Below are 17,871 nucleotides of genomic sequence, written 5' to 3' on the forward strand. Positions count from 1 at the left end.
GGCAATAAATGAATGTGATATACCTCCTATCCAGGCTAGAAATTCTTTTTCATCATAGATGGTGGCTGCGCGAATGCGGAGCCATGTTGGTTTCTTACCTTTTTAGAAAAGGCTGGTGCACCTCATTAAAAAAGGAGCGAATCGCATCCCCGCCTTTTCCTTTCAATGCATCTTCCAGGCCGTAAAAATCCCGTACTGCACGCTGCATCGCACTAATTTGATCGTAAAAGGTATCAATATCACGAACAGCATTGTCAACACCGGTTTCCAAATCACTAACCTCTAAAGCTTTCAATGCAAGCACCTCCTAATCAACGTTTCCCTAGGCGTTAAGTCCATAACATGTATATCGGTCTTATGTATAATGTGCATGAGATTAATCCGTCATTTCGATTGCTTCTGCCGCCTCTTTTTCTTTCTCCAGAAAATCTTTAACAGCTTCATCAGCTGCTTGAACATTATTTAGAAACAATGCTTTAAACTGACTAAGCAGCTGATCATAATCCTTTTTAATTTCATTGAATGCAGTGACCATATCAAGTTTATTCTGTCCTTCGATTTCTTTTGCAAAAGTAGTCTTCAGCTCCTCTACGGATGAACGTAAATCAGCGATGCCCTTATCTATTTTATCAGGCTGAAGCTTAATTTCATTACTCATAATTGATTTTCACCTCCAGTTACAATGCTGCTGATAATGCCGCTAACTGTGCTTCAAGTGACGAAATTGTGCTTTCGAGGCTTGCTATTTCTTTTTCCACTATTGCAATCTGATCACTAATTTTCCCCTCTGCGGCACTAATTTGTTCATTTGGGACAGCGACAAAGCTTGCCTGCAAACCATCTGCTCTAAACCCATCCAAATCCTCGGCATTTTCACCATGAAAGGTTTTAGCTGTAAACTCAGGTTTCAGGCAGATCCCTTTCGATTCAATAAAATCACTTTTGTTCATTCCCAACTCGGACAACGCCCTTTGTAAACGTTTTAACTCTTCCTGCTTCTCACTTAACCGTAAACGGTATGCACTTATAAGACTCTGAATAGCCGCAAGCTGTGCACTCACTGCGCTCATGTTTACCACCCCACCCCACTAATCCATTCTTCTCAATTTAGGTTTTAAATTTAGGTATTTTTCTAGTAATTTAATCATACGTGATGACAGGTTCAATTTGCAGGGTATTTTGTGCCATTTTACCCCATAGAAAAACAGCATACGGATTCAAAAATTGGCAAAAAAAACCATTAAGCGTGCCAGGCACCCAAACAATTCTGAATTGCTTAGGTGCCTGGCACGCTTTCTACTTCCGCTGCACGGACAGCAGCATCACAAACGAAATAATCACAATCGAGATCACCCACAGCCAGGCCATTTGCATATTACCCGTATCAATTGCGATATAAATGGCAGTTGGGATCGTTTGCGTTTCACCAGGGATATTTCCGGCGAACATTAGCGTTGCCCCGAATTCGCCTAACGCCCGAGCCACACTTAAAATACTTCCCGAAATAAGTGCTCTGGAAGCCAATGGAATGGAAATCAGGAAAAAAATCTTCCATTCCTTTGCCCCATCTACCCTGGCCGCTTCCTCAATATCTTGGTCGACGCCCTGAAATCCTGATTTCGCGGACTGGTACATGAGCGGGAAGGCAACAACGACAGAAGCAATAGCCGCGGCCACCCAGGTGAATATGACGGGCTGCTGGAAGATCCATTCAATAGCCTTCCCTGCTGGACTATTCCTGCCAAAGATAACAATCAGGAAGAATCCGACAACGGTTGGCGGGAGAACCATCGGTAGCATCAGGAGCGTTTCCAGGATGGCCTTTCCCCTGAAGCCTTTCCGCGCCAATAATCGCCCTACAATAGTTCCAACTAAAATAACCGCAATTCCGGCTACAGCGGCAACTTTTAACGATAACCAAATTGGACTTAAAAACTCGCTCATGGATACCTCATTCAATATTGAATCCATATTTCTCAAACACCTTTAACGCTTGATCACGTTGTAAATATTGATAAAAATCCTTGGCTGCATCATAATGTTCCGTATTCTTTACAATGCCAACCGGGTAAATGATCGGGGTATGGGTCTCCGGTTCTGCAGTTGCAGTAATTTTCACCTTATCTGAAAGCACTGCATCGGTTTTATAGACCATTCCAGCGGCGACATTACCGGTTTCGACATAGGATAATACTTGTCGGACATCTTTTGCATAAACCATTTTAGACTCGACATCCTTCCATATCCCCAACTTCTTTAGGGACTCTTTCGCATATTTCCCCGCTGGTACAGATTCCGGAGTACCAATTGCCATTTTGTTGATATTCGTATTGGTCAAATCGTCAAAGCTGCTAACCGATTCCTCCTCATCCGGAACAACCAGGACAAGCGAATTACCAAGAAGATCCACACCGTCTTCCTTCTCTATCTTACCTTCCTCCACTAATCGATCAAATTTATCTTCTGCGGCTGAGAAAAATAGATCAACCGGAGCTCCCTTAGAAATTTGCTGCATAAGGGAACCAGAACCAGCAAAGTTAAATCTCAACGTCACCTCCGGATGTTCTTGCCTATATGTATCCTGAATCTCGGCCATCGCATCCTTCAAACTGGCTGCTGCAGAAATAGTTAACTCCACCTTTTCCTTGCTGTCAGATGATTGGTCAGTTTCCTTATCATTAGAACATGCCGTAATAAACATTAATAAAAAAACGAATATCAAAACGATTTTAATCGGTTTTTGCATATCCTGCCCATCCTTTTACAATAATTAATTATAACTAAATATATCCTATTATATCTAAATATATCTTTCAATGACTTTTATCACACAGCCAAAATTATAGTTACCTGCTCTATTACGTTTTACGGCGTTTATTTCACCGAATTATTCATAGCTTAATGCTGCAACCATTAACAATCCAGTTGTATCAGCTGTTTTGAAGACAAAGTAATATCACCCAAAAGGTGAAGGTAAAAAACATGAAAAGGAGCCCAACTTTTGGTAATTTAATAGGTGACAAAAGCCAAAAAACATACCAAGGGGGCTCCTTCTATGACGAGTGTAAACGAAAAAGCAATAGGAGTGGAATCTTAGAAACACCCAATTTTCAAACATGATCGTGATTGCTTTCTTCCATAACCTTATTGGAACTTTTTCGGTGGTCGTAATATTTGGAAATATTAATTTTATAGGACAGATTCTTTTTATAATCCTTGGAAAATACACATCCATAGAGAACATCCAAAAGGAAGGAGATAGAATCATTCGAACTGAAGCTGCCTATTTTCGAATACAATTTTTCACGCGTCGTAATTCGAAAAATACAGTCTGCGTATTTCGTTAATGTATTGTCTCCAATACTTGTCAACGCAATAATCGGTGTTTTTCGTTTCTTTAACATCGGTAATAAACCAGTAATAGTTGGCGTTTCTCCTGTATAGGAGATCACAATTGAACATGTATTTGAATTGCAACTGGCCGCTTCATGTTCCCGATCTACCGTGCAAAGATTGACCTTTTTGCCAATTCGAATCATCTGTGATTTAAAATCATGACAGAGAAGCAGGTTGTTGCTCAACGAAAATATTTTGATTTCTTCTGCCTGATTCAGTAGATCGGTTGCCTTTTGTAATTCATCATGGTTGATTAACGATAATGTGTCGCTAATGGTCATCTGATTCAATAACGCCATCTTGTTTGCAATCGTCAAAGCGCTGTCCCGTTCGTTAAATGGATAATTGGCATCAATATCTTTAAAATGACTATTCAGGTAGTCAATTTCTTCCATAAATATATTTTTTAGTTCAATCCATCCATTAAGCCTGAGTTTTTTGGCAACTCTTATTAGTGTCGAGGGATGTGTGTACGTTTCTTCCGCTATTTGTTTTGCTGTTTTATCATGGATATTCTCCCGCTCGTCAAACATATAATCAATAATCGCTTTTTCAGCTGGAGAAAAGCTATTTTCCTTCATTTTTTCCGTCAACAACATACGCATCACCATCCATAGTATATCCTCTGTAAACAGCATTTACAAAAATAATAGATTTTTGTAAATGAATTGTAAATGAGAATTGAGAATTCCCTCATTGCCTTGTTTATTGTTTTTGGTGTTTTACAATAGAAGAAGAGGAGGAATGATGTATGTCAAAAGGTGTAAAAATTGTAACGATTGGCGGAGGAAGCAGCTATACGCCAGAATTGATGGAAGGATTTATTAAAAGATATGATGAACTTCCAATAAAGGAAATTTGGCTTGTTGATATTGAAGATGGCAAGGAAAAACTGGAAACGGTTGGTAAGATGGCCCAACGAATGTGGGATTCGTCTCCTTATGATGTAAACGTTCATTTATCGTTGGACCGCCGGGAGGCATTAAAGGATGCTGACTTTGTAACAACGCAATTTAGGGTTGGTTTATTAAATGCCAGGGTAAAAGACGAACGAATTCCATTATCCTATGGTATGGTCGGACAGGAAACCAATGGGGCTGGTGGAATCTTTAAAGCGTTCCGGACGATTCCAGTTGTTTTAAGCATTGTGGAAGATATAAAAGAATTATGCCCGAATGCCTGGTTAATCAACTTCACAAACCCAGCCGGAATGGTTACCGATGCCATCATTCGCTATGGTAAATGGGAAAAGGTGATTGGTTTGTGCAATGTTCCTGTCGGTGCGATGATGGCTGAACCGGAATTAATCGGAAAAACGCTCGATGAACTCGTTTATGCCTTTGCTGGTATAAATCATTTTCATTGGCATCGGGTGAAAGATTTACAGGGAAATGATGTTACGTCTGAAATTATTGATAAAATGTATAGCAATGATTCGGGAATTCCGGCAAATATTCATGATACACCATTTTTTATCGAACAACTGAAACAGATGAATATGATTCCGTGCGGCTACCATCGTTATTATTACCGCTCTGAAGAAATGCTAGCGCACATGCTCAAAGAATATAATGATCCAGATGTTGGTACAAGAGCACAGCAAGTAAAACAAACGGAAGCGGAATTGTTCGAGTTGTACAAAGATCCTAATTTAGATTATAAACCCGAACAATTATCAAAACGCGGCGGCGCCCATTACTCCGATGCTGCTTGTGAAACCATTGCTTCCATCTATGCAAATAAAAATACGCAAATTGTTGTTTCAACTAAAAACAATGGTGCTGTTCCTGATTTGGCACCAGATGATGTTGTCGAGGTTTCCGCCTATGTCGGGGCTGCAGGAGCAAGACCAATTGCTTTCGGTTCTTTTCAACCGGCTGAAAGAGGCTGGCTGCAATTAATGAAAAGTATGGAGTTATGTGTGGAAGAAGCGGCAGTAACCGGCAATTACGGTTTAGCATTACAAGCCTTCACGATGAACCCGCTGATTCCAAGTGGTGAAACGGCAAAACGTGTATTAGATGAACTATTGATTGCCCATAAAAAATATCTGCCTCAGTTTGCTGAGAAAATTGCAGAACTGGAAGCGGCTGGATGTATTGTGAAAGGTGAAGTAGCCAAAGATTTGGACTAAAAATGTTATGCCACAAAAGAAGCGTCCTAAAAATTTAGGGCGCTTCTTGTTTTTTTGTGTTCATTTTAAATTGTTGAGCGTAATTCAGCAAAATTATCTAATGATTTTAATCAAATTACTGCTTCCCCACCTTCCTCTTGCTCAACTAACTTTTTATCATACATTTTAATGAACGGAAGCCAAACCAGAAATGCTGCAATACCACAAATCAATGCAACAATGATCGCCATAAAGTCGCCACCCGTACCAATAAAAGCGCCTGCACCTATTGGAGTAGGCCAAGGCATCATTGCAATAATTGGCTGAACAATATGCAGGCTAATTGCCCAATAAGCGATTGATGCTGAAACCATTGGTGCTAAAAAGAACGGTATAGCCAAGAATGGATTATAGACAATCGGCAATCCAAATATTAATGGTTCGTTAATATTAAAAATACCGGGGGCAAGAGCCGCTTTGCCCAAAACCTTTAATTGTTTCGATCTAGCTAAAAATGCAATAAATATACATAAACCTAATGTTGCCCCAGAACCACCCATAACTACAAATGCATTTTGGAATTCGCCTGCGTATGGAATATTTGCGCCATCAATGTTGGATTGCAAATTTGCAAGAACGATTGGCAACAGGAATCCACTAACAATATTTGCTCCATGGATACCCACAATCCAAAGTGCATGGATGATAAAGAATATAACCATAAGACCTAACCAGCTATCTGTTAAATGAACAACAAATCCAAAAGGAATGACTACTAATTTAAATATATCCGTACCTAATGCAATTAAAATACCGTTTATTAATAAAACGACAATAGCAACTAAAAATGCTGGAATTAATGCGGTGAATGCTCTAGATACACCATCTGGCACTGCTTCCGGCATTTTTATAATCCAATTTCGTTTCACACACAGCCTGTATAATTGCACAGCCACAATACCCATAATGATAGCCGTAAATATTCCTGTAGCACCTAAACGACTTAAACCATCTGCAACAACTTCCCATCCATGAATAATGGTAGTGTCATCATCCATTTGTTCTACTAAAGACATTCTGCCATCTTTAAAAACTAATTGCGGAATAGTCATAAAAAAGGCAAACATGGATAGTAAAGCACCATTCAATGGGTTTAGATTTAACTCTTCTTCTTCAGCATATATTTTTGTATACTCATACCCAACAACAAGGCCAAAGTATAGTGCTAATAACCCCATCGTTGCTTTATTTGCCAACATGTACAAATCACTGATTCTAAAAAATGTATTATCGAAAAATCCTTCCAAAAATGTAAACGTTTGTGGTAATACGTTTAACACCAGAAACATCGAACCTACGATTACAAATGGAATGGTAGCCATCCCTGCAGCCATGATGGCACGTACAAAACGCCAGGATGCGACTTTACCCATGGGACCCATTAGATACTTTTCCAAGAGACCGAATACTTTGTTTTCTGAAGCCATAGAAATCCCTCTTTTCTATTGTTAATTAATAACCTCTTCATATTTCTTAATGCGTTGATAATGCTTATCCTTATTATGTTTAATCTGAATTAAACGATAGAGAATGAATACACTTAGTAATATCCCAACAATCAAAATAGTTAGAACCAATATTTTAGACTTATCTTGATTTAAAAGAAACGGATATAATTGAGTGAAGGATGAAGAAAAACATGTAGTTACAATTAAAATTACATTTGTAGAAAGCAAAATCATAAAACAATACTTTGTGTATTTGGCATTATTGGTATGCTTGCCATACATCTTCACTTGCTCTGCAATACTAAATAATAATACGATCATTAATATCAACGGGATAACAAATAGTGATGAATCGCTCATTAACATTGAAATGAACCAGTATAAATTGGTGAAAAAGAATAATGCAGAAACATATCTTACAAGTAAAAACCGATTAAAGTACATCGATTTAATACTAAATTCTTTCCTGTTTTGTTCGATTCGTGCCCTTTCATCGCTTTTCATATACAAATCCCTCATTTATTTTTCTTTTTCGAGTTTTTCATACAGATGTAACATTTCTAGTGCAACTTCTCTCAATGTCATCGTCGTCATTAAGTGATCTTGTGCATGCACCATGATAATATCCGTATTGATTGTTTCTCCTGAAGAATATTGTTGTAATAATGCTGTTTGGGATTGATGTGCCAATAAAACTTCATTATTTGCTTCTTTTAACTTGTTTCGAGCATTTTCAAATTCATTATTCCGCATCATTTCAAATGCTTCGTGTATCATTGTTCTAGAAGAGCCGCTATGCAAAATAATTTCAAAGGCAACACTTTGAATTTGTTCTTGTTCCATCGATTTCTTCCTTTCTTCTATCTAAAGTACAGCAACCGCTATCCTATTTTAAGGCGAATACATGAAGACACCTAAATGTTATCCGCCTCGTTTTTTACTGGAACATCATGCAAAACAAATCATTGATCCGGCAGTTCCTGCAAGATTACGTTCCCTAATTTTTCAATGCCCATAGGAATAGGAACGTAAGCCTGTGGCGGAATGTTTACAACTGGTTTCCCCGCGCGATCTCCTGCTTCTTTAAGTTGTTTATAATACATTTTTGTTTGAGGGCTAACTAAATATAAATCAAAGTTGCCCTTTTCAATCATCTTACCGCCTTCAGTAGCAGAGGTCGCCTCTACTGCAATTTCGTTCCCTTTACTTTTCAAGAATTCTGTTGTCTTCTTTGCCATTAAAGAAGATGACATACCACCTGCACAAATAATTAAAACGTTTTTCATCCTGCAATCCTCCATTAAAATATAATATTCCTATAATTTCTCACCATTTGAAGCGATTACTTCTTTATACCAGTAAAAAGAATCTTTGCGATATCGATCTAAAGTACCGTTACCTTCATTATCTTTATCAACGTAGATAAATCCGTACCTTTTCTTCATTTCACCAGTTCCTGCTGATACTAGATCAATACATCCCCATGGCGTATATCCCATTAAATCAACACCGTCTTCATTCATCGCCTTCATCATTTGTTCTATATGTGCCCGGAGGTAATCAATTCGATAATCATCGTGTATCTTGCCGTCTTCACTGAATTCATCAATTGCACCAAAACCATTTTCTACAATAAAGAGTGGCAAACGATACATATCGGTAAACCAGTTTAAGGCATAACGGAGGCCTTCAGGATCAATTGGCCATCCCCAATCAGATGCTTTAATATATTCATTTTTAACTATATCTCGCGACTCATTATAATCATATTCTTCACTCGATTGTTGATGACTGATTGCAAATGACATGTAATAACTAAAGCCGATATAATCTACCGTGCCTTCCTTTAAGATTTCTAAATCGTCTTTCGTTATATCTAAATGAAATTTTTTACGTTCAAAATACTTCGTCATATGTCCAGGGTATTCTCCGTGGACGTGAACATCTGTAAAGTAATAGCGTTTTTGCATTGCTTTTTGCGCCATTAACATATCTTTTGGATGAGAAGTCGATGGGTAAATCGGACACATGGCAATCATACATCCAATTTGGAAATCCGAATTTATTTCTTTACCAATCTTTACTGCTTTTGCACTTGCAACAAGCTCGTAATGTGCAGCTTGATACATAATGCGTTCACGGTCTTCGCCATCTTTATATTTCACACCAGAGTTTGTAAATGGTGCAAAATCTTCATGGAAATTGGCTTGGTTATTAATTTCATTAAATGTCATCCAATAGTTAACTTTATCTTGATAACGCTCAAAACATACACGTGCAAAATGAACGAAGAAATCAATTAACTTACGGTTCCTGAAACCACCATATTCCGTAACCAGATGATATGGCATTTCAAAGTGAGACAATGTTACAACTGGTTCAATCCCATATTTTAGGCACTCATCAAATAAATCATCGTAAAACTTTAACCCTTCCTCATTCGGCTCCGTTTCATCGCCATTTGGAAAAATACGTGACCAGGCAATAGATGTTCGAAAACATGTAAAACCCATCTCGGCAAACAGTGCAATATCCTCTTTGTATCGATGATAAAAGTCGATCGCTTCGTGGTTTGGATAATTTTTACCTTCAATAACGCCATCGGTAATTTCACGGGGTACTCCATGTGCGCCTCCAGTCATAACGTCAGCAACGCTTACCCCTTTTCCGCCTTCTTTCCAGGCACCTTCTAATTGATGTGCGGCGACAGCGCCACCCCATAAGAAACTATCAGGTAGTTTTGACATCTGAAATCCACTCCTTCTGATAAGCCATGTTCTTTACGTCGAATTTTATAGATGATATAACGGGACTTCCATCTCCTCCCATAACCATCTTGTCTTCATTGTAAAATGTAAACGCATTCAAATACAGAGACTTATTTTCCGTTAGCAAAGGCAATTCCTCACACCGAGTTGGAATTTTAACATAAAAATACCCGGGAAAAGCATTCATTTCCCAGGTGTTCGTGCACATAGTTCACTTCATTATCCTTTTTAACTGTTGATAAGTCTTACATTGCAAAATTTCTTTCACCATATTTTTATCGTCTAGCAGCCCCATTAACATGGAATACATTGGTTTTAAATCATATTTTATATCTTTGCTAATATTTAATAGCACGATTAACTGTACAGGCTTGTCCCCCCATTGAATAGGCCTCCGAAGTGTAACAACCGACCAGAATGTATCTTCTGTTTGCGGTTCAATTGGATGAGGAATAGCGACCATATTGCCGAAACTAGTTGGAGAATAGCTTTCCCGTTGAAGCACTGACTCTACATAGCTTCCATCAACCTTCCCGTCCGATTGGAGTTCTTTACAGATAAAGTGCAGAACATCTTCTCGCGTACAAAAGTCCTTTTGAAGATAACTATATTTTTTCCGTAAATACTTATCTGATACAACCTCTCCCTGGATTAGTAACGTATTGATTTTACTTAAATCTGTTTCTCCAAGAATGGTACTTACTTGTATAACGGGAACAGGTAATTTCTCCTCAATTGGAATCGTGCTGATGATGAAATCGATGTCATGAAACGACTGTTGACGTAAATTATAGTATTCTGTTGACCCGATAATATTTAACTGGTCCCCAACTTCATTTTGCAGCTTGTACATTAAAAGCTGCGCACTTCCCAATCCAGATGCACAGACAATTAAGCAGCTTGGGACATCTTTTCTATTCTTCTTTTGCCTTTCTTGTGCCACTTCAATATGAAGGGTCAAGTAACCAATCTCATTCTCATCAATCGTGATGCCCATCTTTTCTTGTACTACTTGTGCTCCAATTAAGGCAGCATCAAAGGAGAATCGGTACTTTGATTTAATATCGCCTAACATTGGATTCCTAATGTTCATCTTGTATTTATACCGATTTATTGCCGGTTTTAAATGCAGGCTCATCGCTAACAGTAGTTCTTCATCATTAGCTAAATGAAATCCGTACTCATCATCGATACGTTTTACCATTTCCTTAACTGTTTCTTGAATATCATTATCGATAACGAAATTAACCTCCATATTTCGAATAGATGAATTTGAAAGCTTCGTTCCTTGTAAATGAATGGCCAAGTATGCAACCTCGTGATTGGAAAATGAAATATTAAGTTTTCCATGAATAGCCTTTGCGATTTCTTTTGCAACTAAAAACTCTTTTCTCGTCTCTACCTCTTGCAAGTGATGATGGACGATCTGAACGGAGTTACTCTCCCGAACCCGTTTACAGGCAATAGCAATATGGGTAATTAAATTTTGTAAGCTGATATCCGAAATAATAATATGATGTTTTCTTAGGTTAAACAAAACACCATCTTTAATAACTTCCAATTCCCCTTCAGGTAAAATCTCCAACCAGTCATCCATATTATCTTTTAAGGTTGATTGCTGATTAAACAAATACTCGGAGATACAATACCTGATTTGTGTTTCATCCCCAATAACCTTAATACCATAATAGGGCCTTTGATCCAAAGCTAAGTTATATTCCTTTAATATATCGCGAATATGTTTTAAATCATGCTGTAATGTAGAACGGCTTATATACAGCTCATCAGCTAAATCTTCTATCTTACTATAATCCGAACTCATCAGCAGCTTTTCCATTAAATAGTTGACACGTTCTTGATGATTGGAAGGAATACCATCCCGATAATCATTCTCTTGGGACTGAATAAATTGATGGAATAATTGTCCATTTTGAATAATAAGTTGATATCCTTTTCCTCTTAAGGATGCTACATGTGCACCATATGATTCTAATAGCTCATTTAACACTTTTACATCATTGCGTATCGTTTTGGAACTGACCTGCAACAAAGATGCAATTTCAGAACTGGTCAAGGGCCCCCCAGCTAGTCTTAATTGTTTAAGTATCTGTTGTAAACGTGTGTTCATGCAATCACTTCCTAAGCGAGAACAATGGCTGCGATTCTATAATATATAATGTAGTACTTGTGTGAAAAATGTAACACTTATAATTGTATCATATTTTTCTAGGTAAAAAGTGGGGTATCTGATTGTTTGAACTGCCCTTTGTCAATTAATAACCGGTCTGTTAGCTTTTCATGTATATCCTTGATATTCGAAAAAGATAGCTTGGTGTCGTTTGTTACGTTCTCCATGACATAGTAACTAACACCAAAAATAACCATATCAGATAGCTAATCATAAAAGATCAATCCAAATTCTTCCTGGCTTTTAGATCTTACCTTCAAAAAATGCTTTGTTTCTATGAATAATTCAGGTTTCATGAGTACTTATATCCAGCTATACTGAAAGCATTATTTGCAAATTCGCCCTTCGGAAAAAATCACGTTATAATAGGGAAAGGAGTGATCGATTTGAATACGAACTCATCATATACAATTGAAGAGGTTTCACAATTACTGCGTGTATCGAAATTGACCGTTTACGATTTGATTAAGAAGGAAGAACTTCCCGCCTATCGAGTTGGCAGGCAGATGAGGGTGGACGTCCAGGATCTGGAAAGCTATAAATCGAAAAATAAAACCGGAACCGCGGAGAAAGGAAGTCCTCACGGCGGAGGAACTAAGGAGTCAAAACATGATCAGCGGGAAATCGTAATTAGCGGGCAGGATATGGTGCTTGACATACTAAGCAAATATATTGAAACCCATACAGACCTTGTCCCACTACGATCTTATAACGGCAGTTTAAATAGTCTTGTTTCCATGTATAACGGAGAATGCGATGTTGTCAGCACCCATTTATTTGATGGTGATACGGGCGACTACAATGTCCCTTATGTCAAACACATTTTGGTCAGCCGCCCATTTATCTTGATCAATTTAGTTTGCCGAACAGCGGGAATTTATGTGCAAAAAGGGAATCCGCACAGCATAAAGTCGTGGAAAGACTTAGCCAATCCACAAATAACACTCGTTAACCGTGAAAAAGGTTCAGGTGCAAGGGTTTTATTGGACGAACAACTGCGGATAAATCAGATTGCCACCAATTCCGTAAAGGGTTATGACAAAGAATTGACCAGTCATTTCTCCGTTGCTTCAGCCGTCGCCAGCGGGCAAGCAGACGCCGGTGTTGGCATCGAAAACGCCGCTAAAATGGTTAACGTTGACTTTATCCCACTAGTCAAAGAACAATATGATCTCGTCATTTTGAAAACGAAAGAAAACCGGGAACTGCTCCAGGTCATTAAAGACGCCGTAAACGCAACTGAATATCGTTCCCAACTTGAACAATTAAAAGGGTACGATCTCCGTATGACAGGGAAAATTTTATATGAATCGTAGTGACGTGGCTGTGGGCAAGGTTCTTTCCTAATTGGGTGTGATTTGATCGGATTTAAGAGTGATCTCGGTCGATTGTCCGTGTGGTTCGATCGATTTTAAGGCGGGTTCGTTCGGCTTTCCACGCGTTTCGATCGATTTCCCGCACTACTCGATCGATTTTCTCTCACACACTCTGATCCCCCCTAAGCTTGACCGATTTCTCTAAACAAGGAACCTGCCTCCCTGCCAACTACTTCAACATGAGTGTATACCCTGTTTGCTGCAACACAGCCTCACCGACTTCCGTGAATTCTGTTTCCGTCGGCTCATTGGCGACTTTAATCGAAACTGCTGCTTTGTCCATATGAACGGATGGATTGCCTTTCATCCCCCAAGCTAGCGGTATCGCATCTCTTGTAATCCGGATAATTTCATTTTGTTTTGGCTGTTTCGCGTATTGAACCGCCATGCCAATTTCATTACTTAAATCCCGCAGCATATCGCCATATTTCATAGCAATCTCCGGGGAAATAAAATGTACTTCCATTAACGGCTGCCCATTCAGTTGTTTCATACTCGCTTTGTAAATTTTAACGTGACGATCCTCACCATATTGTTTGGCAACCGCAATGGCTTGATTATTTTCCATCGGCTCTGCTCCGGATGTAGCTTCGTATAAATCAGACCGATCACCTTTCTCATCACCCAAACCACCTTCGTCAGCAAAACGCAAGTCAAAGCCGGTCGTTTTCTTGAATTGGTCAGCAATTGCCTGACTGTTTTCCGGTTTTGTCTCCTTTGTCACGACAAGTGATTCGTTAATGTGGACTGATGGCATGTCAATGTTTTTCCCCAATAAAGATGCAAGCAACGGCTGAAATGCTTCGTGCCGGACAGCATCAGAAAACGCAACCTCCCAGCCCGTCCGTTTCCTAATGTCTCTTTTGATTTGTTCCCGCTCTCTATCAGTAATACTTTTCGGAAAATCAAATGACAGAAGAATATGTTCCTGCTCCGTTCCGTTCTGTTGAACACCGCAGCGTAAAAAACGCGGATGCTCGGCAAAATACGTGCGAATAAGATCCATGGCGTAATTTGCATTCATTTTTATCGCCTGTATCGGCAAATCAAGATTGCTTAATTGAAAACGCAAATTCTTATCCAGCTTGTACCCGATTCGGCCTTCCGGATCCACATGCCGGTGTTCATCGGGGATACTTTGTAATGCTAGTGCAATGGCAAATTGCTGTGCTTCATTCTCTACCTGCAACAGGGTAAATACTTCCTGCAAGGATACAATGTAATCCGGCAGCAAATCCCAGTTGACATCTTCCAAATATGGGCGGCTAAACGTCAGCACATCAGTCGCTGCTTCGGCAAACGTTTCAATGGAGGCATTCCACGGGCCGAGTGTTTCAGCTACTCGAACCGATTCCACCTTATCCAATTTTCCCTTGGGCGTTTCACAAAAAAAGGTTGCTATTTTGGGATGAACATTTTGACAAAGGCCAAATTTCAATGCCTGGCTGCTTTCCTTTTTGTACAGCAGTACGGATCCGATATAACTTCGTAACCGCTCCTGTTCCCGATTGCGTTTATATTTTTTGCCGACAATTCCTTTTCCTTCTTTTCTTTTTTCAAATGGATAGGTCTCGCCGTTTTCCACCAGTACTGGTTGAAATCTTGGGTGAATTTTATTTGCCAGTGAGCTTCTTGCATCATCATCACCATGTACAAGCAGGGTGTACGTTGGATCAAGTGTTTCAATAAACCTGGTCATTTCACTGGCATCCGCATGTGCCGACAGACCGAATTTATCAACAAGGCAGTTCACCTGATAGGTTGTGCCATCAATATCCAACGTGCTTTCTGTCCCATCGGCAAGTGCGAGCAGCTTTTTACCAGGGCTTTCCTCATCCTGATACCCGGTAAGATAAACGGCATTCTTGTTATTTCCAACAAGATGTTTGGCATACCAGGCACTGGCTCCACCTGTCAGCATCCCGGATGAAGCAACAATACACGCAGGCTTTCCTTTCACAACGGTTTCCCTTTCTTTTGGACTAACTGCGATACATCGGCCTTCTGTTAAAAATGCATCTCCATTTGTGCGAATGCGGTGAGCAACAGGGCCTTTCAAGTAATGGGGGTAATTTTTATAAATCCGGCACACTGGTGTTACCAAACCATCAACATAAATCGGAAATGTCGGGATCAGCCCTTTTTCCATATAGTCCTGGAGGATGAGCAGAACCTCCTGTGCACGTCCAAGTGCAAAGGCGGGGACTAAGGCAAAACCGCCATTCTCGATTGTTGCGGCAACATGTTCGGCCAATCGCTTTTCCTCGGTGTTACGATCCGTATGCAGGCGATTGCCGTATGTCGATTCCATGATGACAACATCCGGCCGAATATTTTCTGCAACTTTTGCACCCGGAATTGTTCGTCCACTGCGAAAGGATAAATCCCCTGTAACCAAAATGCTCTCCCCATCCCCCTCAATCAGGAACATCACCGCACCAATAATATGTCCTGCGCGGTAGGCGGTGATTTTTACATCACCAATTTGCAATACCCCTTTTGCCGGAAAAGTACGAGCCCGCTCCAGAAACTGGTTCATTTGTTCCTCCGTATAGGGCATGAGCGATTGCGTCAGACGGCTTTGTTCGGTCAAAATTTTATAAGAGTCTTTCATCATAATTTGCATTAAATCTGCTGTCGGCGGCGTTGAAAATACCGGAACATCCGGATACAAGGCATGTACAACCGGCAACGCACCAATATGGTCTGCATGAGCATGTGTCACAACGATGGCGTCCGGCTTTGCCAATTCATCCAGCATCCCGAACATCGGTAAGTTATTTTCCCCATGCATCCGCATTCCAGCATCAATCAGAATACTTGTTTCATCAAATTGAATATGCAGGCAAGAGGCTCCAATTTCATTTCCTCCACCTAATACTGTTACTTTCAAGAGGATGCTCCTTTCTCTTTTCTAGACAAAGTTTCAGGCTCCCTGTCCCGTTTATTTAGAAAAACTCTCTCACGCTCGGTGACGATCGATTTCAAGTTGTGCTCGAGCGTTTTTCCGTTTGATTCGAACATTTTCCCGTGTGGCTTAAGGTTTTGCCATTCGTTCAATTGCTTCTCCCTCGCGCTCAATCAGTTTCCAGCACGGTCCGATCGTTTTTTCCCTTCTTCGATCGACTTTCCGCGCGACTCGATCGGTTTGCTATTCGCTTGATCGTTTTCCACGACCCGATCGGTTTATCCATTCACCTTCTGGACCGCGCGATCATTTCCACCATGGGCTCCATCATTACCTTTCCACTCCAACTATTTTACATCTTCAAGCATGGCTGGAAGTCCATCCCTTCTATTCAGATCAAAAAAGGCAAGAAAACGCTTGTCGGATTTATTAGCACCCTTCATTTTTTTCATCATTTTCCTGCTTCTTCTCAGTATATATTCCCGGTGATCCGGGCTAAATAGAAAGAGCAAACCAGACGTCATACTGTAAGAACCAAGATGAAAAAGACGTGTACATATAAGTGTCTTTTCTTTTGCTGAACCACTAAGTGCCACATCAATAACCTTATAAACATGAGAAGGATTCAAAATATCCGCCAGCATAATGGTATTGTTTTCCGGATCAACCCCGGTAATTTCATAAAAGGAGACTACCGATTGTTCCATTATCTTTAAAAATCCTTCTTCCTCTTCATTTTTTGCATCGTGATCGTTTAAATAGTTCGATAAGGCGCTATTTCCATCCTCAATTTCTCCATATACCGTAAAATCCAAATGTGCGTCTCTTTCGGGATATGATTCAAAAACAATCCGTTTGTTCTCCAGAATTCCCATAACCTCTGCGGCTTTGTATCCATAACTTGAACTTACACTGTTCAGAATTCTGGAATGTAAATCGCGAAATTTTTTACGTTTTTCTTTATAATCTTCTAACAAACGCATGGAAAAACCCCTTTTCTATCGCTCATCGAGAATCTATTTATTGGTGGGGAAAGTCGGAAATCTATCTTTTCACGCTTATTTAGCTATTTAGCCAGCTCTTTAGCGGAATTTTCCCCATCTACATCCGCCAAACTTCCATTCTTCTCTACAATCTATCATAACCCTCACCACTAACCGGCGCAACCCCAATCACCGCTGCCTTTTTGCCGGAGGGAAAATGTAGTAAACATAGGATTCGAGCAAGTCTCCATTATGGTTCAACACATATCAATTTTAGAAAGAAATTTTTTCAGAACAGGTGATAAAATATGTACATAAACTTGTCTTAAAAAAGGAATATTTGCAGGATTCCTGGTTTTGCTCACCAAACACTGTTCAGCGGTTAAAGGAGATACAATATGAACATGTAGGGGAAAGGGAAAAGGGTAATAGATCTTTAATTCTGCTACTACTCATTAACATCATGCCTGGAATGTTCCATTGTTTCAAGGCTCCGAATACTAAGTAGGTTCACTTTCAGAGGACGGTTGCAGTATTTTATGACAAAACATGGCTTTTCTTAAGTTATAATACCTAATTTATTGTCTCCATGAGCCACTGGTTAATGGATAAAACGGGGCATGTTAACTTT

Annotated in this window: 16 protein-coding genes; 2 read left to right on the forward strand and 14 right to left on the reverse strand. The window is 39.7% G+C overall.

Features of this window, described 5'->3' with window-relative positions:
• Nucleotides 1-94 precede the first annotated feature (94 nt).
• The 6 genes from IEX12_RS18710 to IEX12_RS18735 form a co-directional block, all read right to left on the reverse strand.
• Nucleotides 95-295, reverse strand: coding sequence for a T7SS effector LXG polymorphic toxin (locus IEX12_RS18710; RefSeq protein ID WP_188725665.1), 201 nt, complete (start codon nt 293-295; stop codon nt 95-97).
• Nucleotides 296-376: 81 nt separating this feature from the next.
• The gene (locus tag IEX12_RS18715; protein WP_088052493.1) at nt 377-658 is read right to left on the reverse strand and encodes a YwqI/YxiC family protein; all 282 of its coding nucleotides are present in this window, start codon (nt 656-658) and stop codon (nt 377-379) included.
• 19 nt (nt 659-677) lie between these two features.
• Complete coding sequence (locus IEX12_RS18720) at nt 678-1,070, reverse strand: YwqH-like family protein (RefSeq protein ID WP_102414683.1); 393 nt, start codon at nt 1,068-1,070, stop codon at nt 678-680.
• A 226-nt stretch (nt 1,071-1,296) separates the two neighbouring features.
• On the reverse strand, nt 1,297-1,971 hold the full coding sequence (modB, locus tag IEX12_RS18725) for a molybdate ABC transporter permease subunit (protein WP_088052491.1): 675 nt from the start codon (nt 1,969-1,971) through the stop codon (nt 1,297-1,299).
• Nucleotides 1,952-2,746, reverse strand: a complete 795-nt coding sequence (modA, locus tag IEX12_RS18730; protein WP_088052490.1) for a molybdate ABC transporter substrate-binding protein — start codon at nt 2,744-2,746, stop codon at nt 1,952-1,954. The genes modB and modA overlap by 20 nt, the downstream gene beginning before the upstream one ends.
• Before the next feature lie 364 nt (nt 2,747-3,110).
• On the reverse strand, nt 3,111-4,007 hold the full coding sequence (locus tag IEX12_RS18735; RefSeq protein WP_235000470.1) for a MurR/RpiR family transcriptional regulator: 897 nt from the start codon (nt 4,005-4,007) through the stop codon (nt 3,111-3,113).
• Nucleotides 4,008-4,147: 140 nt separating this feature from the next.
• On the opposite strand from IEX12_RS18735, the gene IEX12_RS18740 reads away from it, so the two are divergent.
• Nucleotides 4,148-5,530 carry a 6-phospho-beta-glucosidase gene (locus IEX12_RS18740; RefSeq protein ID WP_188725666.1) on the forward strand — a complete coding sequence of 461 codons (1,383 nt, stop codon included), beginning with the start codon at nt 4,148-4,150 and terminating at the stop codon, nt 5,528-5,530.
• Nucleotides 5,531-5,640: 110 nt separating this feature from the next.
• Here IEX12_RS18740 and celB read toward each other — a convergent pair whose 3' ends face one another.
• From celB to IEX12_RS18770, 6 genes are all read right to left on the reverse strand, one after another.
• A complete protein-coding gene (celB, locus tag IEX12_RS18745) occupies nt 5,641-6,996 on the reverse strand; it encodes a PTS cellobiose transporter subunit IIC (protein WP_088052488.1) in 1,356 nt (451 codons plus the stop codon).
• Nucleotides 6,997-7,017: 21 nt separating this feature from the next.
• Nucleotides 7,018-7,521 carry a hypothetical protein gene (locus tag IEX12_RS18750; RefSeq protein WP_088052487.1) on the reverse strand — a complete coding sequence of 168 codons (504 nt, stop codon included), beginning with the start codon at nt 7,519-7,521 and terminating at the stop codon, nt 7,018-7,020.
• 15 nt (nt 7,522-7,536) lie between these two features.
• A complete protein-coding gene (locus tag IEX12_RS18755; protein WP_088052486.1) occupies nt 7,537-7,860 on the reverse strand; it encodes a PTS cellobiose transporter subunit IIA in 324 nt (107 codons plus the stop codon).
• A 119-nt stretch (nt 7,861-7,979) separates the two neighbouring features.
• Complete coding sequence (locus IEX12_RS18760) at nt 7,980-8,303, reverse strand: PTS cellobiose transporter subunit IIB (protein ID WP_088052485.1); 324 nt, start codon at nt 8,301-8,303, stop codon at nt 7,980-7,982.
• A 30-nt stretch (nt 8,304-8,333) separates the two neighbouring features.
• A complete protein-coding gene (locus IEX12_RS18765) occupies nt 8,334-9,764 on the reverse strand; it encodes a 6-phospho-beta-glucosidase (RefSeq protein WP_088052484.1) in 1,431 nt (476 codons plus the stop codon).
• 232 nt (nt 9,765-9,996) lie between these two features.
• Entirely contained in the window at nt 9,997-11,913 is a 1,917-nt protein-coding gene (locus IEX12_RS18770; RefSeq protein ID WP_088052482.1) for a BglG family transcription antiterminator, read from the reverse strand.
• Nucleotides 11,914-12,359: 446 nt separating this feature from the next.
• Here IEX12_RS18770 and IEX12_RS18775 point away from each other — a divergent pair, with 446 nt between their 5' ends.
• Nucleotides 12,360-13,289, forward strand: a complete 930-nt coding sequence (locus tag IEX12_RS18775) for a substrate-binding domain-containing protein (RefSeq protein WP_088052481.1) — start codon at nt 12,360-12,362, stop codon at nt 13,287-13,289.
• Between the two features lie 229 nt (nt 13,290-13,518).
• Here IEX12_RS18775 and IEX12_RS18780 read toward each other — a convergent pair whose 3' ends face one another.
• Together IEX12_RS18780 and IEX12_RS18785 are read right to left on the reverse strand one after the other, a co-directional pair.
• A complete protein-coding gene (locus tag IEX12_RS18780) occupies nt 13,519-16,242 on the reverse strand; it encodes an MBL fold metallo-hydrolase (protein ID WP_088052480.1) in 2,724 nt (907 codons plus the stop codon).
• A 362-nt stretch (nt 16,243-16,604) separates the two neighbouring features.
• Complete coding sequence (locus tag IEX12_RS18785; protein WP_088052479.1) at nt 16,605-17,240, reverse strand: DUF7986 domain-containing protein; 636 nt, start codon at nt 17,238-17,240, stop codon at nt 16,605-16,607.
• Nucleotides 17,241-17,871: the final 631 nt, after the last annotated feature.

This window comes from Lentibacillus populi, assembly GCA_014642895.1.
In the GTDB taxonomy this organism is placed as follows: domain Bacteria; phylum Bacillota; class Bacilli; order Bacillales; family Amphibacillaceae; genus Lentibacillus_C; species Lentibacillus_C populi.